This window comes from Bradyrhizobium sp. Y36, assembly GCF_002531575.1.
GTDB lineage: Bacteria > Pseudomonadota > Alphaproteobacteria > Rhizobiales > Xanthobacteraceae > Bradyrhizobium.
In genome coordinates, this window is record NZ_NWTI01000004.1 from 355,304 (window position 1) to 380,973 (window position 25,670).

Annotated in this window: 30 protein-coding genes and 1 tRNA gene; 15 read left to right on the forward strand and 16 right to left on the reverse strand. The window is 66.1% G+C overall.

Annotated elements, in window-relative coordinates; genetic code table 11:
* Positions 1–57: 57 nt before the first annotated feature.
* Together CO669_RS10465 and CO669_RS10470 are read right to left on the reverse strand one after the other, a co-directional pair.
* The gene (locus tag CO669_RS10465) at positions 58–954 is read right to left on the reverse strand and encodes an NAD-dependent epimerase/dehydratase family protein (protein ID WP_097659716.1); all 897 of its coding nucleotides are present in this window, start codon (positions 952–954) and stop codon (positions 58–60) included.
* Positions 951–1,475 carry a dTDP-4-dehydrorhamnose 3,5-epimerase family protein gene (locus CO669_RS10470; RefSeq protein ID WP_097659717.1) on the reverse strand — a complete coding sequence of 175 codons (525 nt, stop codon included), beginning with the start codon at positions 1,473–1,475 and terminating at the stop codon, positions 951–953. Before CO669_RS10470 ends, CO669_RS10465 begins: the two co-directional genes overlap by 4 nt.
* A 152-nt stretch (positions 1,476–1,627) precedes the next feature.
* On the opposite strand from CO669_RS10470, the gene CO669_RS10475 reads away from it, so the two are divergent.
* Positions 1,628–2,860 (forward strand): class I SAM-dependent methyltransferase, encoded by a 1,233-nt coding sequence (locus tag CO669_RS10475; RefSeq protein WP_097659718.1) that lies wholly within the window; start codon positions 1,628–1,630, stop codon positions 2,858–2,860.
* Positions 2,861–2,874: 14 nt separating this feature from the next.
* Here CO669_RS10475 and CO669_RS10480 read toward each other — a convergent pair whose 3' ends face one another.
* The 5 genes from CO669_RS10480 to CO669_RS10505 form a co-directional block, all read right to left on the reverse strand.
* On the reverse strand, positions 2,875–3,084 hold the full coding sequence (locus CO669_RS10480) for a hypothetical protein (RefSeq protein WP_097659786.1): 210 nt from the start codon (positions 3,082–3,084) through the stop codon (positions 2,875–2,877).
* 138 nt (positions 3,085–3,222) lie between these two features.
* Entirely contained in the window at positions 3,223–3,642 is a 420-nt protein-coding gene (locus CO669_RS10485; protein WP_097659719.1) for a DUF4118 domain-containing protein, read from the reverse strand.
* A 160-nt stretch (positions 3,643–3,802) separates the two neighbouring features.
* Positions 3,803–4,996: an MFS transporter gene (locus CO669_RS10490; protein WP_097659720.1), complete on the reverse strand. Its 1,194-nt coding sequence runs from the start codon at positions 4,994–4,996 to the stop codon at positions 3,803–3,805.
* 51 nt (positions 4,997–5,047) lie between these two features.
* Positions 5,048–5,602 carry a TetR/AcrR family transcriptional regulator gene (locus CO669_RS10495; protein WP_245444260.1) on the reverse strand — a complete coding sequence of 185 codons (555 nt, stop codon included), beginning with the start codon at positions 5,600–5,602 and terminating at the stop codon, positions 5,048–5,050.
* 1,109 nt (positions 5,603–6,711) lie between these two features.
* Positions 6,712–7,671 (reverse strand): N-carbamoyl-D-amino-acid hydrolase, encoded by a 960-nt coding sequence (locus tag CO669_RS10505; RefSeq protein WP_097659722.1) that lies wholly within the window; start codon positions 7,669–7,671, stop codon positions 6,712–6,714.
* 278 nt (positions 7,672–7,949) lie between these two features.
* Here CO669_RS10505 and CO669_RS10510 point away from each other — a divergent pair, with 278 nt between their 5' ends.
* Together CO669_RS10510 and CO669_RS10515 are read left to right on the forward strand one after the other, a co-directional pair.
* Positions 7,950–8,174, forward strand: a complete 225-nt coding sequence (locus CO669_RS10510) for a hypothetical protein (RefSeq protein ID WP_097659723.1) — start codon at positions 7,950–7,952, stop codon at positions 8,172–8,174.
* A 308-nt stretch (positions 8,175–8,482) separates the two neighbouring features.
* On the forward strand, positions 8,483–8,809 hold the full coding sequence (locus CO669_RS10515; protein ID WP_097659724.1) for a hypothetical protein: 327 nt from the start codon (positions 8,483–8,485) through the stop codon (positions 8,807–8,809).
* 94 nt (positions 8,810–8,903) lie between these two features.
* Here the strand turns inward: CO669_RS10515 and CO669_RS10520 are convergent, their stop codons facing one another.
* Together CO669_RS10520 and CO669_RS10525 are read right to left on the reverse strand one after the other, a co-directional pair.
* Positions 8,904–9,368, reverse strand: a complete 465-nt coding sequence (locus tag CO669_RS10520; RefSeq protein ID WP_097659787.1) for a fasciclin domain-containing protein — start codon at positions 9,366–9,368, stop codon at positions 8,904–8,906.
* Between the two features lie 309 nt (positions 9,369–9,677).
* Positions 9,678–10,535, reverse strand: coding sequence for a LysR family transcriptional regulator (locus CO669_RS10525; RefSeq protein WP_245444262.1), 858 nt, complete (start codon positions 10,533–10,535; stop codon positions 9,678–9,680).
* 96 nt (positions 10,536–10,631) lie between these two features.
* Between CO669_RS10525 and CO669_RS10530 the strand changes: the two genes are divergently transcribed.
* Positions 10,632–11,603 carry a sodium-dependent bicarbonate transport family permease gene (locus CO669_RS10530; RefSeq protein ID WP_097659725.1) on the forward strand — a complete coding sequence of 324 codons (972 nt, stop codon included), beginning with the start codon at positions 10,632–10,634 and terminating at the stop codon, positions 11,601–11,603.
* A 7-nt stretch (positions 11,604–11,610) separates the two neighbouring features.
* Positions 11,611–11,922 carry a P-II family nitrogen regulator gene (locus CO669_RS10535; RefSeq protein ID WP_097659726.1) on the forward strand — a complete coding sequence of 104 codons (312 nt, stop codon included), beginning with the start codon at positions 11,611–11,613 and terminating at the stop codon, positions 11,920–11,922.
* A 172-nt stretch (positions 11,923–12,094) separates the two neighbouring features.
* Here CO669_RS10535 and CO669_RS10540 read toward each other — a convergent pair.
* Positions 12,095–12,171 (reverse strand) — tRNA-Pro (locus CO669_RS10540).
* Between the two features lie 68 nt (positions 12,172–12,239).
* Here CO669_RS10540 and CO669_RS10545 point away from each other — a divergent pair.
* From CO669_RS10545 to CO669_RS10570, 6 genes are all read left to right on the forward strand, one after another.
* On the forward strand, positions 12,240–13,229 hold the full coding sequence (locus CO669_RS10545; RefSeq protein ID WP_143278651.1) for an L-threonylcarbamoyladenylate synthase: 990 nt from the start codon (positions 12,240–12,242) through the stop codon (positions 13,227–13,229).
* Positions 13,230–13,251: 22 nt separating this feature from the next.
* Positions 13,252–14,679, forward strand: coding sequence for an FAD-binding oxidoreductase (locus CO669_RS10550; RefSeq protein WP_097659728.1), 1,428 nt, complete (start codon positions 13,252–13,254; stop codon positions 14,677–14,679).
* The gene (locus tag CO669_RS10555; protein ID WP_198963937.1) at positions 14,676–15,131 is read left to right on the forward strand and encodes a GNAT family acetyltransferase; all 456 of its coding nucleotides are present in this window, start codon (positions 14,676–14,678) and stop codon (positions 15,129–15,131) included. The genes CO669_RS10550 and CO669_RS10555 overlap by 4 nt, the downstream gene beginning before the upstream one ends.
* A gap of 10 nt (positions 15,132–15,141) precedes the next feature.
* Positions 15,142–15,723, forward strand: a complete 582-nt coding sequence (locus CO669_RS10560; RefSeq protein ID WP_097659729.1) for an NUDIX hydrolase — start codon at positions 15,142–15,144, stop codon at positions 15,721–15,723.
* 276 nt (positions 15,724–15,999) lie between these two features.
* Positions 16,000–16,929 (forward strand): glycine reductase, encoded by a 930-nt coding sequence (locus CO669_RS10565; RefSeq protein ID WP_097659730.1) that lies wholly within the window; start codon positions 16,000–16,002, stop codon positions 16,927–16,929.
* A gap of 38 nt (positions 16,930–16,967) precedes the next feature.
* A complete protein-coding gene (locus CO669_RS10570; protein ID WP_097659731.1) occupies positions 16,968–18,161 on the forward strand; it encodes a CaiB/BaiF CoA transferase family protein in 1,194 nt (397 codons plus the stop codon).
* A gap of 287 nt (positions 18,162–18,448) precedes the next feature.
* Here the strand turns inward: CO669_RS10570 and CO669_RS10575 are convergent, their stop codons facing one another.
* The gene (locus tag CO669_RS10575; protein WP_097659732.1) at positions 18,449–19,213 is read right to left on the reverse strand and encodes an SOS response-associated peptidase; all 765 of its coding nucleotides are present in this window, start codon (positions 19,211–19,213) and stop codon (positions 18,449–18,451) included.
* Between the two features lie 63 nt (positions 19,214–19,276).
* On the opposite strand from CO669_RS10575, the gene CO669_RS10580 reads away from it, so the two are divergent.
* The 4 genes from CO669_RS10580 to CO669_RS10595 all read left to right on the forward strand — a co-directional run bounded on the left by CO669_RS10580 (position 19,277) and on the right by CO669_RS10595 (position 21,236).
* Positions 19,277–19,777: a hypothetical protein gene (locus CO669_RS10580; RefSeq protein ID WP_097659733.1), complete on the forward strand. Its 501-nt coding sequence runs from the start codon at positions 19,277–19,279 to the stop codon at positions 19,775–19,777.
* 18 nt (positions 19,778–19,795) lie between these two features.
* Positions 19,796–20,230: an NUDIX hydrolase gene (locus CO669_RS10585; RefSeq protein WP_097659734.1), complete on the forward strand. Its 435-nt coding sequence runs from the start codon at positions 19,796–19,798 to the stop codon at positions 20,228–20,230.
* 69 nt (positions 20,231–20,299) lie between these two features.
* The gene (locus CO669_RS10590) at positions 20,300–20,677 is read left to right on the forward strand and encodes a TIGR02301 family protein (RefSeq protein ID WP_097659735.1); all 378 of its coding nucleotides are present in this window, start codon (positions 20,300–20,302) and stop codon (positions 20,675–20,677) included.
* Positions 20,678–20,969: 292 nt separating this feature from the next.
* On the forward strand, positions 20,970–21,236 hold the full coding sequence (locus CO669_RS10595; protein WP_097659736.1) for a hypothetical protein: 267 nt from the start codon (positions 20,970–20,972) through the stop codon (positions 21,234–21,236).
* Positions 21,237–21,427: 191 nt separating this feature from the next.
* On the opposite strand, the gene CO669_RS10600 is transcribed toward CO669_RS10595, so the two are convergent.
* The 5 genes from CO669_RS10600 to CO669_RS10620 all read right to left on the reverse strand — a co-directional run bounded on the left by CO669_RS10600 (position 21,428) and on the right by CO669_RS10620 (position 25,583).
* On the reverse strand, positions 21,428–21,748 hold the full coding sequence (locus CO669_RS10600; RefSeq protein ID WP_097659737.1) for a cupredoxin domain-containing protein: 321 nt from the start codon (positions 21,746–21,748) through the stop codon (positions 21,428–21,430).
* An 11-nt stretch (positions 21,749–21,759) separates the two neighbouring features.
* Positions 21,760–22,290: a DUF4142 domain-containing protein gene (locus tag CO669_RS10605; RefSeq protein WP_097659738.1), complete on the reverse strand. Its 531-nt coding sequence runs from the start codon at positions 22,288–22,290 to the stop codon at positions 21,760–21,762.
* A gap of 92 nt (positions 22,291–22,382) precedes the next feature.
* The gene (locus tag CO669_RS10610; protein WP_198963938.1) at positions 22,383–23,075 is read right to left on the reverse strand and encodes an RNA polymerase sigma factor; all 693 of its coding nucleotides are present in this window, start codon (positions 23,073–23,075) and stop codon (positions 22,383–22,385) included.
* A gap of 114 nt (positions 23,076–23,189) precedes the next feature.
* A complete protein-coding gene (locus CO669_RS10615; protein WP_097659740.1) occupies positions 23,190–24,059 on the reverse strand; it encodes a sulfurtransferase in 870 nt (289 codons plus the stop codon).
* Between the two features lie 189 nt (positions 24,060–24,248).
* Positions 24,249–25,583: a dihydroorotase gene (locus CO669_RS10620; protein WP_097659741.1), complete on the reverse strand. Its 1,335-nt coding sequence runs from the start codon at positions 25,581–25,583 to the stop codon at positions 24,249–24,251.
* Between the last annotated feature and the right edge of the window lie 87 nt (positions 25,584–25,670).

Below are 25,670 nucleotides of genomic sequence, written 5' to 3' on the forward strand. Positions count from 1 at the left end.
ACTCCGTAATTGCCACGGGACCCGCATGCCGTTCGCCTGTTGCAAGCGGACCGCACCTCACGCGCTCCCCTGCAGGCGATCGTTCCACCATGCGAGGGTGCGGGCGACCCCTTCCTCGAATCCGACGAGCGGCAGGCCTGCTGTCACCTCGCGAAGGCGGCTGATATCGGCGGCAAGGATCGGCTCGGCATCGACGCCCGTTGCATCGACGGCGCCGAACCTCACCAGATGACGCGGCTCGAGGAGACCCGCGACATGCTCGATCACGCTGCGCAGGCTGCGCACGTCGCCGCTGGCGAGATTGACGACGCCGGCGAGCCCGCTGTCGAGCACGGCGGCGATCATCTGCGCGAGATCGTCGACATAGACGAAGTCGCGCAGTTGGCCGCCATGCGAACAGTCGAAGCCCCGTCCGGCTCGAAGGCTCCGGATCAGCGAGGGAATGAGGCGCGGCTCCGCCTCGTGCGGACCGAACGGGACAAACACGCGGCCCCAGGCGGCGCCCGCCGCGACATAGGCTTCGCCCGTCGCGAGCTTGGCCTGTCCGTACCATGTCGTCGGACGGCACGGGCTCGCACTCTCTTCGCACGGGCCGTTCTGCGGTCCGTATTCGAGGCCGCTTCCGATGCCGAGGATGCGGCTGGTGCCGCAGGCTCGCGCGCGCTCGAGCAGGTCGATGCTTGCTTCCGCCCACAGCCGATTGACGGGATCCTCCCGATAACGGCCCGGCCGCGCTTCCCAGGCGAGATGGACGAGATGCGTCGGCCGCGCTGCGCAGAGCGCATGCGCACGGCCGGCTTCGGTGAGGAGATCGGCCGCGTGCCACCTCACGCCCGGCGTCGCCGGTTGCGCCGTGTGCGCGATGCCATGGACCTCGAAGCCGCGCCCCGCCAGCACAGGCAGCAGCGCACGGCCGATGAATCCGGACGCGCCCGTGACCAAGACCCGCTTCATGCGAGATACGGCAGAGCGCGGTCGCGCGCGGACAGGATCGGATCGGGCAGCGGCCAGGCGATCGCCAGCGACGGATCGTCCCAGCGAACGCCGGCCGCACCTTGCGCGTCATAGGGCACGTCGATGAAGTACATCAACTCGGTCGCATCGACGAGCGTCTGGAAACCGTGCGCGCATCCGGCAGGGATGAACACGGCGTTGCCGCGGTCGGCGGTGAGCTCGACCGCGCACCATTGCCCATAGGTCGGCAGCGATCGGCGCAGATCGACGATCACGTCGAAGGCACGGCCGGCGACGCAGCGCACCAGCTTCGCCTCCGGCCGGCTGGCCTGGTGATGCAGACCGCGAAGGGTGCCGGCGCGTTCGTTGCGGGACAGACTGACTTGCGCGAAATGCGTCGGCAGTCCCTGCGCCGCGAAGGCCTCGGTATCGAACAGCCGGGCGAACGACCCGCGCGCATCAAGCTCGGGCTCGATGCCGATTTCGACCACGCCTGGCAGAGGCAATGCAGTGAACCTCATCTCGCCCCTCCGCGCCGCGACGCCGCCGTTGCGAACCTCCGTTCACCCGAACGCCTTTTCGGTTGCATCATGCGCAACCTTGTCGGAGTTTCCGTCGCTTGTGGGAATTCACTAACAGCCGCGACAGGGCGGCACAACGGGACGATCCGGTCATGCACGGGCATCGATGCCGCTTCTGCGCGCGGGAGCTCGACGAGACCTTCGTCGATCTCGGCCTGTCGCCCCTGGCGAATTCCTATTTGCCGCCGGAGCGCGCGAATGCCACCGAGCCGGCCTATCCGCTGCATGCCCGCGTCTGCCGCGCTTGCGGGCTGGTGCAGCTGCCGCAATTCGAGCCTGCGGCCAGCATCTTCGACCAGTACCTGTATTATTCCTCCTATTCCGAGAGCTGGCTGCTGCATGCGGAGAGCTATGCCGCCGACATGATCGCCCGCGCGAGGCTCGGCACCGGATCCGAGGTGATCGAGATCGCCAGCAATGACGGATATCTGCTGCAGTATTTTCAGCGCGCCGGCATCGGCGCGCTCGGGATCGAGCCGGCCGGCGGCCCGGCAGCCGCTGCGATCGCCAAGGGCATTCCGACCCGCATCTGCTATTTCGGCCGCGATGCCGCCGCGGCGCTCTGCGCCGAAGGCCACAGGCCCGCACTGATCGTCGCCAACAACGTGCTGCCGCACATCCCCGACATCAACGATTTCGTCGCGGGCCTGCGCATTCTTCTGCCCGACAACGGACGTGCGACGCTGGAGCTTCCGCATCTGCTGCATCTGATCGAGGGGATCCAGTTCGACACGATCTATCACGAGCACCTCTCGTACTTCTCGCTCGCGACCCTCGAGACGGTGTTTCGCGCACATGCGTTGCGCGTCTTCGACGTGGAGGAATTGCCGACCCACGGCGGTTCGCTGCGCCTGCATGTCTGCACTGAAACGGCGGCCCACAGCCCCTCGCCTGCGCTCGCGCAATTGCGCCGGCGCGAGGCCGTCGCAGGGCTCGACCGGCCCGCGATCTCCAGTGATTTCCGGACCAAGGTGGCGGCGAAGCGCGAGATGATCCGCGACTTTCTCGTCGCGGCGCGGCGCGCGGGCAAGACGGTGCTCGGCTATGGCGCGCCGGCCAAGGGCAATACGCTGCTGAATTATTGCGGCATCACGCGCGAACTGATTCCGTTTACCGTGGACCGCAATCCGCACAAGCAGGGCCTGCTGCTGCCGGGATCGCATCTGCCGATCCGCGATCCCGCCGCCCTGATCGCGGCCAGGCCCGATTACGTCTTCATCCTGCCGTGGAATCTGAAGGACGAGATCATCGACCAGCTGGCGGAGATTCGCGCCTGGGGCGGACAGTTCGTGGTGCCCGCGCCCGATCTCACGATCATATCGTGAGCGATGGTTAACGATCAGGCGGCGAGCGAAGCGGCGTAGTCCATGCGCGATGCGAAATAGGCTTCCAGCTCCGACAGCGCCCGCGCCTCCCAATCCTGCGCCTGCTCCAGAAGCGACCAGCTCTGGCCCGGGCGGAACGCCGCGGTCTGGCGATAGAGCGATGCGATGCCGCGATAGCGACGCACGTTCTCCAGGATGGCCTGACCGCTGATTTGGCCGTTCATGTCCGAAAACTCCCTCGTCATTCCCGGGGGAGAAACTGCGGCCAAATCTTTTTCGAAAAGTTAGCGGCGCGCGGCAAGCGCGCGGATGGTTGCCGGACTGTTGCGCGCAGGCAACGCGCGACGCCGCGCAGGGGCGATCTATTGTGGATTCGTTGCTGCGCTCTCGCCCGGAGGCTTCAGCCCGCCGCGGCTGATGATGCTCATCGTCTCGCGGCAAAGATCGGCAAGGCCGATCAGCAGCACGGCCAGCAGGCAGAACAGATTGATGGAATCGGTATTCGCGCTGGACAGCGCGGCGAACTCGAAGAAGGGCGGAATGAACGCCCACCACACCAATGGAATGGTGAGCAGAGCGGCAAATCCCGCCGCCGGCGTGCCCGCAACGATGCCGAGCACGAACAGGCCGGGCAGGAACGCTGCAAAATAGAGGTTTGCGCCGAGCGCGACGCAGATGCCCTGAAACACGGCCGACACTGCGACAACGACGCTTCCGAGCAGAAACGCCTGCCACGACCATGGCCGTACCCGCGGTACGCCAAACAGCCCCGCACGCCTCATCAGCCTCCCCCTGCCGCCCGTTAACCGGGCTCGCTTGAGACGAAAGTACTACAACCGCAAGCAAACCGCGAGATGGAAATTGCGGCACCCGAGGCCTCGCAGGGTCTCGTGGCCCGGTCTTGGTAAACAGCCGCATCGCAGCATTCTGCCGGGCCGGCGACTACTCGGTCGCCGCATAAAGCAGGCCCGCGACGGGCAAAGCGAGGCCAATGGCCGAGGCGAGCGGCCAGCCGCCTTGCGCGAAGGCCCAGGCGCCGACCGCGGAACCGGCAGCACCGGCCGCGAAGAACGTCGCCATATAGAGGCCGTTGAGGCGGCTGCGGTGCTCGTGCCCGAGCGCGAAGATGGCGCGGAAGCCGAGCACGACGTTGCCCTGAACGCCGATATCGATGGCAATCGCGGCCACCACCAGGCAGCCGAGGTTCAGCATGGAGCCGGGCGCACCGACATAGCTCGCCAGGAAGCCCGCGGCCGCGAGCAGCATCGCGACCAGCGTCGCGATCCGGCTATGGCCGCGATCGGCGAGCCGCCCCGCGATGGGAGCTGCGAACACGCCGGCGACGCCGGCCAGCGCGAACAGCGCGATGCCGCGCTGGGAGAAGCCGAACGCGCCCGCGAGCTGGAGCGGCGCCACCGTCCAGAACAGGGTGAAGCAGCCGAACAGGCTCGCCTGATAGAGCGCCCGTCGCCGGAGCAGCGGCGTGTTCAAGGCCAGATGCGGCATCGACAGCAGCAGCGTGCCGTAATGCATGCGCGCGACGGGCCTGCGCCGGGGCAGCGCGAGGCGCAGCACCGCTGCGAGCACGATCATCAGCGCGGCGGAGGCGAAGAACACCGTGTGCCACGACGAGGCGGCGGTGACGAAGCTCGACACCGGACGCGCCAGCATGATGCCGAGCATCAGCCCGGTCGAGACGTTGCCGACGACGCGGCCGCGGATGGCCTCCGGCGCCAGATGCGCGGCATAAGGGATGATGATCTGCACCGCGACCGAGCCGAGCCCGATGAACAGCGCCGCGACCAGGAACGGCAGCGCGTGGGTCGAGAACGCGGCGGCGAGCAACGCGGCGGCCCCGAGCATGATGACCGAGCAGATCAGGGCACGATTCTCGACGAGATCGCCGAGCGGCACGATGAAGAGCAGGCCGACGCCATAGCCGATCTGCGTCATGGTGACGATCAGCCCCGCGGCTCCGTGCGACAGGCCGAGCGCGGCGCTGATCGGGGCGATCAGGGGCTGCGCGTAATAGATGTTGGCGGCGACCATGCCGCAGGCCGCAGCAAGCACGAAGGTCAGGCGCTGCGACACCGCATCCGGTTCGGAGGCGGTTTCGATCGTGGCATTCATCGTCATTCCAATGGACTCCAGATATCGGGAACGATCATTCCCTAATAAGGCATGAATTCAGGCGAGCAGCTTCATCGCGACGCCGACCAGGCGCTCGCCGTCGAGCGGCAGCCGCGCCTTGCCGACGACGCGCATGCCTTGCGTGATGCAGATCATCAGCCGCGCGGTGTCGTCGACATCGAGATGGGCCGAAATCGAGCCGTCGGCCTGGCCCTCGCGGATGAGGCCGGCGATGAACGCCTCGTTGGTCTCGATCTGCGCGTTGACACGGGCGCGGACGTCGGAATCGAGCGCGGCAAGCTCGACCGTGCCGCCGACCACCATGCAGCCGCGGCGGCCCTCGATGCCTTGGGAGTGCTCGACATAGGACAGCAGCACGTGGCGCAGCCGCTCCCGGCCGTTGCTGCCGCGCGCCGCCGCGCTGCGGGTCTGCTCCCGGCGCACGGCGGCGTAGCGGTCGAACGCCGCCAGGAACACGGCCTGCTTGTCGCGAAACGCCTTGTAGACGCTGCCGGTGGCGAGCCGCATGGCGGCGGTGAGGTCCCCGATCGAGGTGGCATGATAGCCGCGCTCGCAAAACACCCGCACGGCGCGATCGAGGGCGGTGTCCATGTCGAATTCCCGGGGACGGCCGGGCGGACGGGCGACAGGCTGGGATCTGCGGGCGGTCTTCTGCATTGCGGGATAATAGGGAATGATCGTTTCCTAATAAAGACACGGAGTTGTGAAGGGTGGCGCTGGCGCTCTCCACGCCGTCATGGCGACGCTCCAGTGCACATCCCGACAGTAGTGCCGTAGGGTGGGCAAAGGCGCATCGCGCCGTGCCCACGATCTCCATCCATACGCAACAAGGGCGTGGGCACGCTGCCGCTTTGCCCACCCTACGACATCGAGCTTGCGGCACGCGGCGCGATTCTCCGAGGCGTACTTGTAGGACGGGTAGAGCGATGAGAAACTCATCACGCATCCTCATCGCGGGAAGACGATGGGTTTCGCTTCGCTCTACCCATCCTACGGCAGCTGATTTGCAGACATGGCTTCGCATTCTCGCGGCTTGTTTCGCCCGAGCTTTGCTTCATCTTTCGCCCCTCCAGGTCCAAGAGAGCGCAGGGAAGACCGGGTGCCGACCTCGCACCCGCGGTCCGCTGCGCGAAATGCACACGCAGGAAGAACCGCACAGCAGCATACAGGTGGTGCCGATCACACGGCCTTCCCTGCGCGATGGTCGGACGGCTTATGCCGTGCTCTCCCGGGAGCCGAACTTTCCTTCTGGCCTCCCTCGCCGTTCGAATTGGATGATGCCGTCTGCCCGGTTGGGCTTTCGCACATCTTCGATCCGGCTTGACCGTAGCAACGACGGCCAGGACCACACGGTTTTGCCGTACGCGTTCAGCGTCGCTCGTCTGCACGCGGGGTTCGGGCTCACAGGGGCTACCCGCCCTGCCCGCCCCATCTCGTGCCGACGCTGCCGCGTCCACCGCAAGCCCGGCTCGCGATCAAGACGACGACGAGATCGCCCCTCTTGGTGAGCCGGGATGGGCAACACCTACGACAAATCCGAATTTCGGTAAAGTGGAATATTTTTGCGCGAGGCGATTGACAGGGGGCGACACAGGCGCGACCGCGTAGCCCGGATGGAGCAAAGCGCAATCCGGGACGGTACGAGATGCCGGGCGAGCGCCCCCGGATTACGCTGGCGCTCCATCCGGGCTACGAGAGCCTCACACCTTCGGCCGCGCCGCCGTCCCGTCCGCCATCGTCGTCACGCCCTTCCGCTCCACGATCATTCCATAGGCCTGCGGCTGGCGGTGGACGTCGAAATTGAAGGTGGTGCGCTTGTAGGAATTGCAGAGATCGAGATCGCAGCGGGCGAGCGCGAGCTCGTCGCCCTTGGTGGTGCATCGCGCGATGATCTCGCCGGAGGGCGCGATGATGCAGCTGCCGCCGATGTGGTCGACGCCCTCCTCGACGCCGGCCTTGGCGACGCCGACCACGAAGGTGCCGTTCTGATAGGCGCCGGACTGCATGACGAGATGATTGTGGAACAGCGAGAGATCGTCATGCTCCGGCGCGGGCGGATTATGCACCGGCGTGTTGTAGCCGATCATCACCATCTCGACGCCCTGCAGGCCCATCACCCGATAGGTCTCGCTCCAGCGGCGGTCGTTGCAGATCGCCATGCCCATCACCCCGCCGAAGGCATTCGCGACGCCGAAGCCGCGGCCGGGCTCGAAATAGCGCTTTTCCAGATGCTGAAATTTCCGCCACGGCTCATGCTCGGCATGGCCCGGCAGATGGACCTTGCGATATTTCGAAACGATCGCACCGCTCTTGTCGACCAGAATGGAGGTGTTGTAGCGCCTGACAATTCCGGCCTCGACCGTCAGCTCGGCATAACCGAGGTAGAAGCCGATGCCGATGGCGCGGGCAAGATCGAACAGGGCTCGCGTCTCCTCGCCCGGCATCTCGCGCTCGAAGAAGCCGTCGATCTCGGCCTGATCCTCGAAATACCAGCGCGGGAAAAACGTCGTCAGCGCAAGCTCGGGATAGACGATGAGATCGCAGCCATTCGCGTGGGCCTGACGCATCAGCGCCATCAGGCGCGCCACCACGTCCGTTCTCGTCTCGCTCCTCGCGACAGGACCAAGCTGGCCGGCCGCGACTGTCACAAATCTTGCCACGCGTCATTCCCTCGTTGCCCGGAGTGCGTCTGGTTGGAGCCTATCGAGCGCCGGGCCGCGCGCACAGGCCGGTCCATCTCATCGTCGTCACTTGGCACAATCAAATTTCGTGCCGGTGGGTATCATCGTCAGGCGGCGCGCGGCCGTTGCCGCATGGATCGATGGAACTTCGTTGCGGATATGCAACGGTTCCCCACGGTCTGAAGCCGGACAAAACAAACTCCCATTGCGGCCACGAACCGCTCTCACAAGGCCGTGAGACTATCAGGGGAACGACGATGCGTGCACAACGCGTTTGGAAAGTGAATGGGGATGCCAGCATCGGGCACCTCCAATCGAGACTGGACGACCTCAACAAGCGTCTGGGCCAGCTCGAAAGCCAGCATCCTGAGAGCTGGAAGCTCGAAGAGCTCAAGGCGAGCGCGCTCAGCCTGTCGCGCGAGATCGACGACATCCGCTGCGCCGAGGCGACGGCGGCCCTGAGCGAGTTGCTGCGGAGGTAATCACGCCGGCGAGCCGATGGGGGCGTAGGATGGGTAGAGCGAAGCGAAACCCATCGATCCCTCTCGCGGAAACGAAGGTGATGGGTTTCGCTTCGCTCTACCCATCCTACAAGGTCGCGATTCGGCGACGTTGAAGGAACCAACCTCTCTCGCCGCCATTTCCATGAGAGCATGGAGCACGATCATGTCCAGGCACCTGACGCGAACCAATCTCGCGCGCGGCGTGGCCGGCGCGGTATCCACGCTGGTCCTGTGCGCGACGCTGGCCTTCGGCCTTGCGCGGCACTTTGCGCTGTGAGGGATTTTGCATGACATCCGATCCCGAGGAGCAGGTCCGCCTGCAAGGCTTCGGCGAGATGACGTTGCGCACGGCGGTCGCAACGCTGATGCAGCTTCCGCCGCGCGAGCGATCGGAAGCCGCGATCTTCCGCGTCCGCGACGACGTGCGCCTCGCGTCGAGCGAAGTCGCCGAACTCGCCTCGCATTGGGGCATCGAACCGGCGCCGAAGGTGCGATCGCCGCGGCTGGTCCCGGAACAGCACTGGCCGGACATCGTACGCGGCATGGTGCGCGAGGCGCCGCTACCGGCGCTGCTGGTGGCGTTCATCGTGGGCGTGGTGGTGGCGCGAAGGTAGGCTCTTCCGCGCGAGCAGCGACATCCGCACCGCAGCAAGTGTTCAACACAACACCCGGCCGCCGTAGCGGCCAGGTGCACGGTCATGGACCGTTCTAGTGGTGCATCTTCTTCGCGCGCGCCGGCGGCAGCAGCACCGTATCGATGACGTGAATGACGCCGTTCGACGCCTCGATGTCCGGCTGGATGACGTGCGCATCGTTGACGCGGACACCCAGGCTTCCGTCGACGGCGACGGGCTGGCCCTGAACGGTCGCCACATTCAGCGACTTGCCGGCGACGTCGGCGGCCCTCACGCGGCCCGGAATGACGTGATACTTCAGAATCGCCGCGAGCTTGGCTTTGTTTTTCAACAGCGATTCAACCGTTCCGGGCGGCAACTTGGCGAAGGCCGCGTCGTTAGGCGCAAACACCGTGAACGGGCCCTTGCCCTTGAGCGTATTCACGAGACCGGCGGCTTTCACGGCCGTCACCAGCGTGGTGAACGAACCGGCGGAAACCGCGGTGTCCACGATGTCGGCGGCGCGCGCGACGGAAGGGCCGAGCAGGCCGGCGACCATGGCCGCTCCGGCCACGAACGAACGAATTGCGGGCGTCATCAAATTCTCCAGGTGTTTTCATTCATGCCGACGCGATGGGTGCACGCGATACCGCGCATCCATCGTCCGATCAGTTGCGATCGACCCCCACGAAACGTAGCGCAGCGACGACCGGATCACCGGCCAGTTCAAATATCCAGAGGATCGGATTGTCCCGTCGAGGCAAACGGCCTGAAAAACCGCTGTCGTCGCCGTACCCGCGTCGTCGTGCCGCGCTCGCTGCCGCGGTGCCGGGCGAATTCAGGCTCTTGACGATGCCTCGTGACGGATTCAGCTCAGGGTCTTGATCACGAAGTCCTTGAGCCGCCGCGCGGGCAGCGGGAGACGGTCGCGCTCCAGGATCGCAATCTCCGTGTCCTTGAGGTCGGGCATCGGCTTTCCGTCCACGACATGGAGATCAGGAGGCACCATGTCCTTGGGAAGCACCGTCACGCCAAGCCGGGCTCGGACGGCGGCGAGCGTTCCGGCCAGCGATCCGCAGGTGTAGGCAACCCGCCACGATCGCTTGGCACGATCGAGCGCCTCGGTTGCGCGTTTCCGGTAGACGCAGGGTTTTGGCGAGACTGCCAAGGGCAGGACGCCTTGCCTGAGATCGACACCACCCGTCACCCAGACCAGCGGCTCGCGCCACACGCGCGTGCCGGGAATCTCGATCGACCGCTCGCGCTTGATCAGCGCCAGATCGAAAGCCCCCTTGCGAAAGCGCTCGATGAGATTCATCGTCAGATCGCAGGTCACTTCGAGGTCGACCTGAGGATAGGCGTGGGCAAACCGGGCGAGCACGTCGGGAAGATGGCGGGTCGCGAAATCCTCGGGCGCGCCAAGGCGAACGAGGCCACGCATCGCGGGCTCCTGGATGCGCGCAACCATTTCGTCATTCAGGTCCAGCATGCGCCGCGCATACTCGAAGAACGTGTCGCCTTCCGCCGTCAACGCGACCGCTTGCGGCGACCTTTCGAGCAACTTGCCGCCCACCGATTGCTCGAGCCGGCGGATTTGCAGGGAAATCGTCGACTGCTGCAATCCGAGCGCCTGCGCGGCGCGCGTGAAGTTGCCGAGCGACACGATGGTCACGAAGGACCGGATCAGGTCGATGTCGAGGTTGAGACGCGAACGGGGCATCATCATTGCCTTTTTCAATGATGACCCTTGATACAATCAATTTTGTCAAACACCAGCGAAAAGCTATGCAGCCATCGTTCGCCCCAGCCCGATGGAGGTCCCTTGCTCGCGCTCGCCGTCCAGAATCTCGTGTCACCTTCGGTGCTGTTCTTCGGCATGGGTCTCGGCGCCTCGCTTGGCCGCTCAGACCTCTCCGTGCCGGAGGCCATTGCACGCTTTCTCTCGCTCTATCTCCTGATCTCGATCGGCTTCCGTGGCGGTGCGGAGGTCGCCCATCAGGGCGTGACGCCGGGGCTGGCGCTGGCCATCGTGGCCGGCATCGTGTTGTCGGCCGGCTTGCCGTTCATCGCCTACGCCTTGCTGCGCTACGGCGCGAGGCTCGACCACGTCAACGCGGCGGCCGTGGCCGGTCACTATGGATCGATATCGGCGGTGACGTTCGTTGCCATCACGGGCGCGCTCACCCAGCTCGCGTTGCCCTATGACGGTTACATGATCGCGGTCGCAGCCGCGATGGAGACGCCGGCGATCTTCTCGGTGCTCGTGATCGCGCGCAGCGGGCAAGGCCGCGCGAAAGGCGAACTGTCCGGAGACTTCCTGCGCGAGATCGCACTGAACGGCTCGATCGTTGCGCTACTCGGGGCCTTTGTGGTCGGTTGCATCACGGGCGAGCGCGGCATGAGTTCGCTCAAGCCTTTCCTGCTGGATGCTTTTCCCGGTTTCCTCTGCGTCTTCCTGCTCGATATGGGCCTGATCGCCGGGCGCGGACTGCGGGACGGCTGGAGATCGCTCTCTCCTGCGGTGGCAGGGTTTGCCTGGGTGATGCCGCTCATCGGCGCAGTCTTCGCGGCCCTGTTCGCCCGGCTCATCGGTCTGTCGCCAGGCAGTACCGCCATCCTGATGACGCTCGGGGCGTCGGCCTCCTACATCGCCGTCCCGGCCGCGATGCGGCTTGCCCTGCCCGCGGCAAACCCGGCCATTGCTCTGACCCTTTCGCTCGGCCTGACATTCCCATTCAACCTGATCGTCGGCATCCCGCTCTACATTGCTGCCGCCCAGATGATCGCGCGATGAGGACAGCATGCAGATGTTTGCCAAGAAGCGGATCGAAATCCTGATCGAACGGGCTGTGCTGAAGCGGCTGACCGAGGAACTCGAGCGCACGGGCGTGAGCGGCTATTCCGTGGCTCCGCTCGCCGGCGGGCGCGGCCGAGCCGGCCGATGGGAAGCGGACGGCCAGATCGGCGATGCCGCCGGGATGTTCGCGCTGTGGTGTATCGTCGATGCGGCTCGGCTGGACGAACTGCTGCAGGTCGTCTTCGCCATCGTCGCCCGGCAGGTGGGCCTTGTTTCCGTCAGTGACGTCCAGGTGGTGCGGCCGGAGCGATTTTGAGGGCGGCCAAGGGCCGTCAAGGGCCGTCCGTCGCGACCCCGCGTTCCGGAACAAGCGGCCCTGCCCCGCCAAATCGGACGTGGACCCGATGGCGAAATCGTTGCAAAAGGGCGTCCCGAGGCGGCGGCGGCCGGTCTGCCAAGCCTCTGGAAAACGTCGACTTTTGGAAGAATGGTCGGAGTGGCAGGATTCGAACCTGCGACCCCTGCGTCCCGAACGCAGTGCTCTACCGGGCTGAGCCACACTCCGACAAGAGGCCGGCTTATAGCGTCGGGTTTGGCGCACCGCAAGCGGCCGAGATGAGGAATTTTGCCCCTGTGAAAACGGGCCTTCAAACGCTGATTCTACCGGCCGGCGCGGCCGGCGCGGAGGCTGCCGCCCGGACTCTGGCGGCTGGCGGGCTGGTCGCGTTTCCGACCGAGACCGTCTACGGGCTCGGCGCGGACGCCGCCAACGCGGCCGCGATCGCCCATCTCTACGCCGCCAAGGGGCGACCGGCCTTCAATCCGCTGATTGCCCATGTGCCTGATATCGCGGCGGCCCGTCGGATCGGGCGATTCGACGCGCGGGCCCAAAAGCTGGCCGAGGCGTTCTGGCCGGGGCCGCTGACGCTGGTGGTGCCGAAGACGGAGGGCTGCCCGGTGGCGGATCTCGCCACCGCCGGCCTCGACACGGTCGCGATCCGCATTCCCGCCCACCCCGTGGCGGAGGCGATCCTGCGCGCGTTCGGCGGGGCGGTGGTGGCGCCATCCGCCAACATCTCCGGCCACGTCTCGCCGACGCTGGCGGCCCATGTCGAGAGCGACCTGTCGGGGCGGATCGACCTGATCGTCGACGGCGGGCCTGTCGCGGTCGGCGTCGAATCGACCATTGTCGGCTGCTTCGACGCGCCGATGCTGCTGCGGCCCGGCGGGCTGTCGCGCGAGCGGATCGAGGCCGTGCTGGGCGCGAGCCTGGCGCGGCCGCCGGCAGAAGCCGAGAGCAATGACAACCGGCCGCTGGCGCCGGGCATGCTGGCCTCCCATTACGCGCCGCGCGCGCCTGTGCGCCTACGCGCGCGAGAGGTTGCGCCGGGTGAAGCGCTGCTGGCATTCGGACCGGCGCGGCTGCCCGGCATGGCGACCGCCACCGCCGTCATGAATCTGTCGCCCACCGGTGATCTCGATGAAGCCGCCGCCAATTTGTTCGGCTATCTTCGCGCGCTCGATGCGAAGGGGCCGCGGGCGATTGCGGTGATGACGGTGCCTGAGGATGGACTCGGCGAAGCGATCAACGACCGGCTGCGCCGGGCTGCCGTGGCGAGATGAGAGTGGAAGAAGAGACGCGACAATGAACATCAATCAATCCGCCCCCCCTCCGCTTGCATCCGAGCTGATCGCGCAATTCCGCGAGATCGTCGGCGAGCGCCACGCGATCACCGATGCGACCGACATCCAGCCTTACGTCACCGAGGAGCGCAATCTGTTCCACGGCCGCTCGCCGCTGGTGCTGCGCCCGGGCTCGACCGCGGAGGTCTCCGCGATCTGCAAGCTCGCCTCCGCGCACAGAATCGCGCTGGTGCCGCAGGGCGGCAACACCGGGCTGGTCGGCGGCCAGACCCCGCACAACGGCGAGGTCGTGGTGTCGCTGCGCCGGCTCGACAAGATCCGCGAGGTCGACACCGCCTCCAACACGATGACGTGCGAAGCCGGCGTGGTGCTGCAGATCGCGCAGCAAAAGGCGTCCGACGCGGACCGGCTGTTTCCGCTGTCGCTCGGCGCGGAGGGCAGCTGCACCATCGGCGGCAATCTCTCCACCAATGCCGGCGGCACCGCCGCGCTCGCCTATGGCGTCGCGCGCGAGATGGCGCTGGGGCTGGAAGTGGTGCTCGCCGACGGGCGCGTGCTCAACGTGCTGTCGAAGCTGAAGAAGGACAACACCGGCTACAATCTGCACAACCTCTTCATCGGCGCCGAAGGCACGCTGGGCATCATCACCGCGGCGACGCTCAAGCTGTTTCCGAAACCGCGTTCGGTCGAGACCGCCTATGTCGGGCTGAAATCGCCGGCCGCGGCGCTGAAGCTGCTGACGATCGCGCAAGGCGAAGCGGCGAACGCGCTGACGAGCTTCGAATTGCTGTCGGAGATGGCGGTGGATTTCTCGGTCCGCCACGGCATCGACGTGCGCGATCCGCTCTCGGAGAAGCATCCCTGGTACGTGCTGATGGAATTGTCCTCCCCCGGCGACGACGCCCGCACGCCGCTGGAGACGATCCTCGCCCGCGCCATGGAGGAGGAGATCGTCGACGACGCCGTGATTGCGGCGAGCCTTTCCCAGCGCAACAATTTCTGGAAGCTGCGCGAGGAGATGTCGGCGGCGCAGAAGCCCGAGGGCGGCTCGATCAAGCACGACATCTCCGTGCCGATCGCCGCGGTGCCTGCGTTCATCGCGGAAGCCAACGCCGCCGTGGTCAAGCTGATCCCGGGCGCGCGCCCGGTGCCGTTCGGCCATCTCGGCGACGGCAATCTGCATTACAATGTCAGCCAGCCCGTCGGCGCCGACACGGCCGATTACCTCGCGCGCTGGCACGACATGAACGCCGTGGTGTTCGAGATCGTGCTGCGCATGGGCGGCTCGATCTCGGCCGAGCACGGCATCGGCGTGCTCAAGCGCGACGAGCTGCCCGACGTCAAGGACAAGACCGCGATCGAGCTGATGCGCGCGATCAAGGCGATGCTCGATCCGCTCGGCATCATGAATCCGGGGAAGGTGCTGTGAGCGCCTCTTCCGCTCCGCTCGCGATCTCCGCGATCGATGACCCCGACGTCGAAACGGTCGTCGCGCTGTGGCAGCGCTGCGGCCTGACGCGGCCCTGGAACGATCCGCATGCCGACATCGCGCTGGCGCGGCGGCGCGACAATTCCACCGTGCTGGTCGGCCGCGATGGCGGCGCGATCGTCGCGACCGTCATGGTCGGCCATGACGGCCATCGCGGCTGGGTCTATTACGTCGCGGTCGATCCCGACACCCGCAAGCGCGGCCATGGCCGCGTCATCATGGCGGCGGCGGAGGACTGGCTGCGCGCGGCCGGAATTTCGAAGCTGCAGCTGCTGGTCCGCCGCGAGAACGCGCAGGCCAACGCGTTCTACGGCTCGCTCGGCTTCGAGCTGTCGACCTCCGTGATGTTCCAGAAATGGCTCGACGGCCGCGCCCCCACGCCAAGCAATTGAGAATCCTGCCATGACCATTTCCGACCGCGTCCGCATCAAGGACGTCCGCGTGCTCTCGGACGGCTGGACCACGCTGAAGAACACCACGTTCGAGTACCGGCGCGCCAGCGGCGAATGGCAGACGCAGCACCGTGAGACCTATGAGCGCGACAACGCCGCCGCCGTGCTGCCCTACAATCTCGCGGGGCGCACCGTGATCCTGGTGCGCCAGTTCCGCCTGCCCGCCTTCATCCGCGGCTATGACGAGCTTCTGATCGAGGCCGCCGCCGGCGTGCTCGACAACGCCGAGCCCGAGGAGCGCATCCGCGCCGAGGCGGAGGAAGAGACCGGCTATCGCCTGCATCACGTCCACAAGGTGTTCGAGGCCTTCATGAGCCCCGGCGCCATCACCGAGAAGCTGCACTTCTTCGTCGCTGAATACGAGCCTTCGATGCGGGTCAGCGACGGCGGCGGCCTCGAGCACGAGGGCGAGGACATCGAGGTGCTGGAGCTGTCGATCGACGAGGCGCTGGCGATGATCGCCGACGGCCGCATCATCGACGCCAAGGCGATCATGCTGCTGCAATACGCAGCGCTGCACGTGTTCAGGTGACACCCTCCCCTGGAGGGGGAGGGTCGGCTCACATTGAGCGCAGCGAAATGTGAGACGGGGTGGGGTGACGGTCTCTCCTCGTCCACGGTGCCCGTGTGGAGAGATCACCCCACCCCGCTCGCGCTTCGCGCGATCGACCCTCCCCCTCCAGGGGAGGGTAAGAGACTTGCCGCTCTATCCTCGTCTGCAATCCTGTCCTGCGCTGGCCTGCCCCCGGTTGAGTAACCCCAAAACTATCTCTAGTCTGGCCCCAACCAAGAACCAGGAGACGCGCCCATGTCCGCGCCGCGCGACGATGAATTCGGCTTTGCGCCCGACTATGATGCCCCCATCCCCTACATGCAGCGCACCCGCGATTATTACGCGGCGATCGGCTACACCACGCCGTATCGCTGGGCGCATTACACCTCAGCGCCGTTCCAGCCGCTGAAGAAGCCGCTGACCAAGTCGCGGGTGACGATCATCACCACGGCTGCGCCCTACGATCCCGCCAAGGGCGACCAGGGGCCGGGCGCGGCATATAATGGCGGCGCGAAGTTTTATCAGGTCTATGACGGCGACACGTCGAAGGAGCACGACCTTCGCATCTCGCATATCGGCTACGACCGCAAGCACACCTCGGCGACCGACAACGGCACCTGGTTTCCGCTGCCACAGCTGTTGAAGGCGTCCGCCGCCGGCCGCATCGGCGAAGTGGCGCCGCGCTTCTTCGGCGCGCCGACCAACCGCAGCCACCGCGTCACGCTCGACACCGACGCGCCGGAGATTCTGGCGCGCTGCCTGGCCGACAAGGTCGATGTCGCGGTGCTGGTGCCGAACTGCCCGGTCTGCCACCAGACCACCGCGCTGGTGGCGCGGCATCTGGAGGCAGGCGGCATTCCGACCGTGGTGATGGGCTGCGCCAAGGACATCATCGAGCACGCCGCGGTACCGCGCTTCCTGTTCTCGGACTTCCCGCTCGGGAACTCCGCCGGCAAGCCGCATGATGTGGCCTCGCAGGCGCAGACGCTGGAGCTGGCGCTTCTGCTGCTGGAGACCGCGAGCGGCCCGCAGACCACGATGCAGTCGCCGCTGCGCTGGAGCGAGGATGCCTCCTGGAAGCTCGACTACAACAACGTCGCGCAGCTGTCGCCGGAAGAGCTGGCGCGCCGCCGCGCCGAATTCGACAAGCAGAAGGAGATCGCGCGCGGCAACCGCGCCGCCTGACGTCCTCCGACAACGACAATCAAAAAGGGGAGAGCGACGTGACGCGACCGTTCGAGGGCGTGAAGATCCTGGACTTCACGCAAGTGCTGGCCGGCCCCTATGCGAGCTACCAGCTCGCGCTGCTGGGCGCCGACGTCATCAAGGTCGAACGGCGCGAGGGAGAGGACATGCGCCGCACGCCGCTCAGCCGCGAATGGGCCGAACGCGGGCTCGCCCCCGCGTTCCAGGCCATCAACGGCAACAAGCGCAGCCTCACGCTCGATCTGCAGAAGCCCGAGGCGGTCGCGATCGTGAAGAAGCTCGCGGCGAGCGTCGACGTCGTCATGGAGAACTTCCGCCCGGGCGTGATGGACAAGCTCGGCATCGGCTATGAGGCGCTCTCGGCGATCAATCCAAAACTGATCTATTGCGCGGTGTCGGGCTTTGGCCAGACCGGTCCGGATCGCTTGCGGCCCGGCTATGACGGCAAGATGCAGGCGCTGTCGGGCATCATGGCCATCACCGGTCATCCCGAGACCGGACCGACCCGCGCCGGCTTTGCGGTGTGCGACGTGCTGTCGGGCGCCACTGCCGCGTTCGGCGTCTCGAGCGCGCTGTATCAGCGCGATCGCACCGGCAAGGGGCAGCTCATCGACGTCTCCATGCTGGAGGCGACGATGGCGTTTCTGTCGGGACAGATCGCGGACTGGTCGGTCGCCGGGCATCGTCAGCAATTGTCGGGCAACCAGGCGGTGAGCCGCCGGACCACGGCGAATTTGTTCAGATGCGGCGACGGCCACATCCTGCTCGCCGTCAACAACGAGAAGCAGTACCGCGCGCTGATGGCCGCGCTCGGCCGCGAGGACACGCTCAGCGACCCGCGCTTTGCCGACTGGTTTTCGCGCAACGAGAACGAGCCGGCCCTGCGCGCCATCATCGAGGAGGCGCTCGCGGCCAAGCCGGCACGCGAATGGGAGACCATTCTGGAAGATGCCGGCGCCCCCTGCGCCAGCATCTGGAAGGTCGAGGAGGTGATCGACCATCCGCAAATCAAGGCGCGCGGCGCGATCCAGGAGCTGGACACGCCCTACGGCCGCCTGCGCTTCGCCGGCAGCGGTTTCAAGCTCGCCCATGGCGGCGGCAGGCTGGACCGGATGGCGCCGGAGCTGGGGGCGGACACGGATGCGGTGCTCGGCGAGCTGGGATTCGATGCGGCGGCGATCGCGGCGTTGCGGGCAAGTGAGGTCGTGTGACGGTAGCGCCTCACACTCTTCTCGTCGTCCCGGGGCGCGCGTAGCGCGAACCCGGGACCCAAAACCACAGGATTGGGTTTGACGAAGACCGTAGTGAGCAGCTCGCGCCATAACCTCTCCCTGGGGTTATGGTCCCGGATCTGCGCTTCGCTTGTCCGGGACGACGGCGGAGTAAATGGCATGCGCTCGTAGGGTGGGCAAAGCGAAGCGTGCCCACCATTGCATGTTGCGGAGAGAGGTCGTGGGCACGGCGCGTTGCGCCTTTGCCCACCCTACGGCAGTGGCGATCAGAACAACGACCCCTGCCCGTCATCCGCCGGGCCGGCCGCAACCTTCCGCACAGTCTTCTTCGGCTTCATCGCCTCGGCCTCCGCCTCCATCTCCGCCGCGCTGATCGGCAGCACGAGCTGCTCGTCGTCATTGGCGACGCGGTTGACGCGGGTGGAGACGGGGTGCCAGGCGAATTCGCCGACGCGTGGCGCCGTCATCAGCGGCAGGATCGCATCGACCTCATCGCCGCGGATGTCGAGCCAGCGCTCGAAATCGCGCTCGCTGATGGTGACGGGCACGCGGTCATGCAAGCTCGCGAGGTCCTCGCCCGCGGCGGCCGTGACGATCGCAACCGTGTCGAGCTCTTCGCCGTTCGGCCCGGCCCAGGTCTCGAACACAGCGGCGAACCCTAGCGGCGCGCCGTCGGCCCGGTGGATGAAGAAGGGCTGCTTGCGGCCGCCTTCGGACTTCCACTCGTAATAGCCGTCGGCGGGGATCAGGCCGCGGCGGCGGCGGATCGCGCGCTTGAACGCGGGCTTCTCCAGCACCGTCTCGGAGCGGGCATTGATCAGGAGCGTAAAGCCCTTGGGGTCCTTGACCCAGCCCGGCAGCAATCCCCAGCGCATCAGGCGGAAATGGCGCGCACCATTCTCGACCAGCACCACCGGAATCGGTTGTGTCGGGGCGACATTGTACCGGGGCGGGAAGTTGGGCTGCTCGACATAGCCGAACAGTTGCCGCAAAGCCGCGGGGGCCGAAGTTATGACGAAGCGTCCACACATCGCAGGGTGTCTATATAGGGTCCGTTCAGGTCCTTTTAACCCCGAACGTTAACACTGCGGCAGATGAGCTCAACGGCCTCCCAACCCGCGCGGACGCATGTACAGACGGGCCCCGAGGCCGCCGCCTGGGCCGAGCGGCTGCGCGTGGCCAACATCAACCCGCGGACCGGCCTTGCCACTGACTATCTCAACCATTTCAATGAAGCCGTGATGCTCTTGGAGATGGTTCCGGACATGCCGGAATGCGCGGACGATTTCTTGACCTGGTCGCCGCTGTCCTATGCCGAGCATTTCACGGCCTCGAATTTCAAGGCACGCGACCTCGCCATCGAGGCCTATGAGAAGGCCGATCCCAGCGTCCGCGCCCAGTTCGACCACATCACCGATACCATGACCTCGATCCTGACCGCGGTCGGCTCGGCCATGCGCGAGGTCGAGAAGGACACGACGCGCATCCGCCTCGCCGAGCAGGCCGCCCTCTGGGTCAAGCCGCTGATCGCGGCCTGCGGCGGCATCATCCATGGCGGGGCCGAAGCCGACGTCGACACCATCATGGCGAACTGAGCCGGGTCTGTTCAGAAAATGGCCTCGGTCATCCAGCCCACCCACCCGCAGCTCGCCGTCAGCGCCGCGATTTTCCGCGACGGCCAGGTGCTGCTGACCCGCCGGGCCCGCTCGCCCGCCAAGGGCTTCTATTCGCTCCCCGGCGGCCGGGTCGAATTCGGCGAATCGCTGCACCAGGCCCTCACGCGCGAGGTCGACGAGGAGACCGGGCTCGACATCGCGATCGTCGGCCTTGCCGGCTGGCGCGAGGTGCTGCCGGCCGCGCCCGACGCAGGCCACTATCTGATCATGTCGTTTGCCGCCCGCTGGGTGGCCAGGGAGCCTTCCCTCAACGACGAGCTCGACGACTATCGCTGGATCGCGCCCGACGCCCTGGCGGGCCTCGGTGACCTCAGGCTGACCGGGGGGCTGGAGGAGGTCATCCAGTCCGCTGCGCGGCTGATCGGGGCCTGACCCGAGCCGCCGGGCTCACCGGCTCGCCTACCTTGCGTCGTCAGCCCCGAGGAGGCATACACCCCGCCGATGTCCACGCGATTTCTGGCCATTTTTGCCCTGATTCTCGCCTGCGCCTCGGCGCCCACCCGGGCCCAGGACGTGGCGGCGCCGTTTGACGCCGATTTGCAGCGGCTGGCCGAGATCCTCGGCGGCCTGCACTATCTGCGCGGCATCTGCGGGGCCAACGAGGGCAACAAATGGCGCAACGAGATGCAGGCGCTGATCGATGCCGAAACCCCCTCCGGAGAGCGCCGCACCCGCATGATCGCCGGCTTCAACCGCGGCTATAACGGCTTTCAGCAGACCTATCGGAGCTGCACGCCCGCTGCGACGGTCGCGATCCGCCGGTATATCGAGGAAGGCTCGAAGATCTCGCGGGATCTCACGGCGCGTTACGCGAACTGAAATACCTCTCCGTCAGCCAAACCCGGAACTGTAAATTCCTCATCCTGAGGAGCGCGGAACGCGCGTCTCGAAGGATGAAAGGCCCATCCGCGGCAACGGGGGCCTGCATGGTTCGAGACGCGTGCTTCGCACGCTCCTCACCATGAGGGTTTGGCGACGGGAACCCTGTCATCGACTTTGTTCACAGCCGTTAACCGTTCTTAAAGATGTGGCCTAGCGGGCGTTAATACGCGTGCTACACCTCTCGCACAGCGCATCGCCGTGGATCGCGCCCCAGCCCTGATCGAGTTTCATGAGCCAGCCGATTTCCTACGCACCCGACCGCGCGCCGCTGCCCGATCACGAGCAGAAGCAGGCCGCACTGAGTTATCTCAACGAGGCTTGGGCCGAAGCGCGCCACGAGGGCGTCGACGGCGACTGCCTGGCGCAGGCGAGCCTGTTTGCGGCCTTTGCCGAGCTCGTCGGCACCTATGGCGAGGACGCGGTCGCCAAGTTCGTCGAAGGCTTTCCCGGCCGCATCCGCAACGGCGAATTCTCGGTCGACATCTGCAGGCAGTAGCACCTTCCGAAAATGACCCCGCCACGCGGGCGGGGCCAGTCAACGGATGAATGACTTTGCAAAGCGGATTTGGCGAAAGGCTTCGCGAAGCCTGCCGCGTTTATCGCACGGAAGCCGCTTTCAGCGGACAAGCATTAGTCTCGTCGCCATCGGGAGATGTTCCCGCCGCGCTCGGGAACGTGCTCTCTCCCTCACGGCTCGACCTTGAGCGTCGCCTTCATGTTGGGATGATAGCGGCAATAATAGTCGATCGTTCCCGCCTTCTTCAGAATTGACGCCGCCGATTTTTTCGGCGGCAGCGTCACGTCGAAGTCGCCGTTTTTCGCCGTGGCGGTGTGGGCGAAGACATCCTTGTTGATCCAGGTGATGGTGTCGCCGACCTTGGCCGATATCTCGGCCGGTGAGATCACGAGGTTCTCCATCGTGATCTCGATCGTCGCGGCACGCGCCGGGACGACAAGGGCCGCGACGACAAGCGCGATGGAAATCGAAAACAGCCGTCCCGACCGCATCCCACCACTCCCTATTTCAGCTCGGCCGCGACGTGCTCGGCGTGCTGCTGATGGCCCTGGAAGATCTTCAGGCCGGTCTGCAGCAGGCTCTTCAGCTCGGCATTGCTCGCCGACGGAATCAGCTGGGTCTCCAGTGCGCCGTTGACCGCCTTGTGGTAGGCGACCTCGTTGGCGACATAGGCCTTGTCGAAGGCGGCGCCGTCCAGCTTGTCGAGCTCGGCCAGCTTGTCGCTCGCCTGCTTCGACAGCGCCTTGCTGGTGTCGTTGTCTTCAGGGGTGACATTCAGCTTCTTGACCAGCGCGAGCGCCTGCTTGTTGACCGCTTCATGGTCGCGCAGCATGTCCTCGGCAAACGCCTTGACGTCCTTGCTCTTCGCCTTCTTCTGCGCCTGCTTGGCGGCGTTGATGTCGATCACGCCGGCCGTGTAGGCGATGTGGGCGATCTGCGGATCGGTCGGCTTGTCGGCAGCGCAGGCGCCTTGCAGCGCGGGGCTCGACAACAAAATGGCCGCGGCGAGCGCGGCGCTCCAACGGATGAACATGGTTTGACACTCCTGTGCTGCCGGACGCATCGCCGGCACGTTGCTTCACAGGAATTGGATGGGCGTTTCGCGCAAACGTTCCCGAAAAAAAATTACGCGCCAACGCCAAGGCGTCTGAGCACCGCCTCGGTCAGGCGCTCGCAACGCTGCCCGGCGAACGGAAATGCGTCCATCACGACGGGGCCGATCTTCTTCTCGACGTTCTCGCGCAGCAGGGCGCGCGCCCGATGCAACCGCGTCTTGACGGTCTCGGGCTTGATGCCGAGCAGCTCGGCCGTCTCCTCCATGCTCATGGCCTCCATCACCCGCGCGATGAAGACCATGCGGTAGACGTCGGGCAATTCGTCGACCGCGTGCTCGACGACACGCTGGATCTCGCGTTGGGCCATGGATCTTTCCGGATCGGTTGCGGCGGACGAAAGGGGAAACCGGATGATCTGGGCTTCGAGCACCGCCTCCGGCACCGATCCCAGTTCGACGTGCGGCTTCCGACTGCGCAGGCGCCCGAGCGCTTCGTTGATCGCGATGCGCGACAACCAGGTCGAGAGCCCGGCTTCACCCAGAAAACCGTCGAGATGCGTGAAGGCGCGGACATAGGTTTCCTGCACCACGTCCTCGCTCTCGCTGTCGTTGCGCAGGATGCCGCGGGCGAGCCGGTAGAGCCTGCGGTTGTTGGCCTGCATGATCTCGCGGAGTGCGGCCTCGTCACGGCGCCGCGCGCGGTCGATCAGCTCGGCCTCTAATGGCCTGGCGCCGGCGGACAGGCCGGCTGCGGTCGCTGGCATGGCGGGTCCCTTGTCTCCATTGGTTCCGGACATTGGATGCAGGCCCAGCGGAAAGGTTCCCGGATTTTCTCGCCCTGATCTTACCCTCTCCGCCAGGGCCGGGTGAGACAGATCCTAATCCGTCTCGATCGGCAGCGCCGGGTCTCGCGCCCACTCGCCCATGGAGGCGTCATACAGCGTCAGCCTGTCGTAGCCGAGCTGGGCCAGCAGGAACAGATCGATCGTCGCCGAGATGCCTCCGCCGCAATAGAGAATCACGGTCTTGTCGCGCGTGACACCGGCCGCGGCGAATTTGGCTTCGGCGTCGGCGAGTGTCGTCAGGGTCTTGTCGGCATTGGTGAGCGTGGCCGCGGGAACGTTGACGCTGCCGGGAACGCGGCCGGGCCGGCCGTAGCGGCTCGGCTCGAGGCCGCGATGAAACTGCGGCCCGAGGGCGTTGACGATGACGGTCGCGGGATCGCCGATGCGGGCCGCCACGACGGTCTTGTCGACGAAGAAGCCGGCGCGCGGCGCGGCCTTGAAGGTCGTGGTCGGATAGCCCTTCGGTGCGCCCGCCTCGATCGGCCGCCCCTCCTCCTTCCATTTGTCGAGACCGCCATCGAGCACACGGGCATCGACGCCGAGCGCGCGCAGCATCCACCAGAACCGCGTCGACCACATCATGGTGCCGATGCTGTAGAGCACGATGGTCTTGCCGGCATCGAGGCCGTGACGGCCAAAGGCGGCTTCGAGCTGGGCGACGTCGGGCATCATGAAGAACTGCGGTGACGAGACGTCGGAGAACTCGCCCTGCAGATCGAGGAAATCGGCGCCCGGGATGTGGCCGGCCGCGAAGGTCTTGTCGCCGGGCACGGCACGATACGGCACGTCGCTGCCGGGTGGGACCGGCTCGTTGTACGTGGTGCAGTCGTAGAGGCGGAGATTGGGATCGCCGAGCATGGCGGCGAGCTGCTCGGTGGTGATGAGGGCTGACGGTTGGGACATTGCTCCCCCCAATTTGACCTTGCGCTTCGTGGCACACTGTCAGTGCTCGCCTAGTGCGCAATTGCGCACAGGGGCGGGCAATCCAGTATTCCAGAGGCGGCAGTCGCATCAACCAACTATCGCCGCGGCGTACTGGATGCCCCGGTCAAGCCGGGGCATGACAGTTGAGCAAGAAGCCGAAGTTAGTGCCTACGGCTTCAGCGTCTCCAAAAACCGCACCGCCTCGCCCTGCGCGGGCGTGATCAGCTCGCCCTGCCACATCACGCGGCGGCCGCGGATGAAGGTGCCGACGGGCCAGCCGGTGACGCGCAACCCGTCGTAAGGCGTCCAGCCAGCCTTCGACGCCACCCATTTGTTGGTGATGGTCTCGCTGCGCTTGAGATCGACGATGGTGAAATCGGCGTCGTAGCCTGCCGCAATGCGGCCCTTGCAGGCCATGTTGTAGAGGCGCGCGGGGCCGGCGCTGGTGAGGTCGACGAACCTTGCCAGCGACAGGCGGCCTGCATTGACGTGATCGAGCATCAAGGGCACCAGCGTCTGCACACCGGTCATGCCGGAGGGCGAAGCCGGATAGGTCTTCTGCTTCTCTTCCAGCGTATGCGGGGCGTGGTCGGAGCCGAGCACGTCGATGATGCCCTGCTCGATGCCGCGCCAGATGCCGGCACGATGATCGGCGCCGCGCACCGGCGGATTCATCTGCGCCAGCGTGCCGAGCTGCTCGTAGCATTCGGGCGCGACCAGCGTGAGGTGATGCGGCGTCGCCTCACAGGAGGCGACGTCCTTGTGGTCGCGCAGAAACTCGATCTCTTCCTTGGTCGAGATGTGCAGCACGTGGATGCGCTTGCCGGTCTCGTGCGCGAGCTTGACCAGGCGCTGCGTCGCCATCAGCGCCGCGGTCTCGTCGCGCCACACCGGGTGCGAGCGCGCATCGCCCTCGATGCGCAGCGATTTGCGGTCGTTGAGCCGATATTCGTCCTCGGCATGGAACGCGGCGCGGCGGCGGATCACCTGGAAGATGCGGCGCAGGCTCTCGTCGTCCTCCACCAGCAGCGCGCCGGTGGACGAGCCGATGAACACCTTGACGCCGGCGCAGCCCGGCGCGCGCTCCAGCACCGGCAGATCCTGCACGTTCTCGCGGGTGCCGCCGATGAAGAAGGCGAAATCGCAATGCATGCGGTGATGGGCGCGCTTCACCTTGTCGGTGAATTCGGTCTCGGTCACCGTCAGCGGCGAGGTGTTCGGCATCTCGAACACGGCGGTGACGCCGCCCATCACGGCGCTGCGCGAGCCGGTCTCAAGGTCTTCCTTGTGCTCCAGCCCGGGCTCGCGGAAATGCACCTGCGTGTCCATCACGCCGGGCAGGATGTGCAGGCCCTTGCAGTCGATGATCTCCGCGGCCGAAGCCTGCGACAACGGGCCCAGTTCGGCGATGCGGCCTCCGGTGATGCCGATATCGCGAACATTCTCGCCGTCCTGGTTGACGACGGTGCCGTTCTTGAGGATCACATCGAAGCGCTGGGTCATGGCTGAGGGCCTCTCTCATCCCCAAGCGCAGGGCTCGAGGTCTTGTCGTTTATGCCTCGCGGGCTTACGTTCCGGAGCACCATGTCG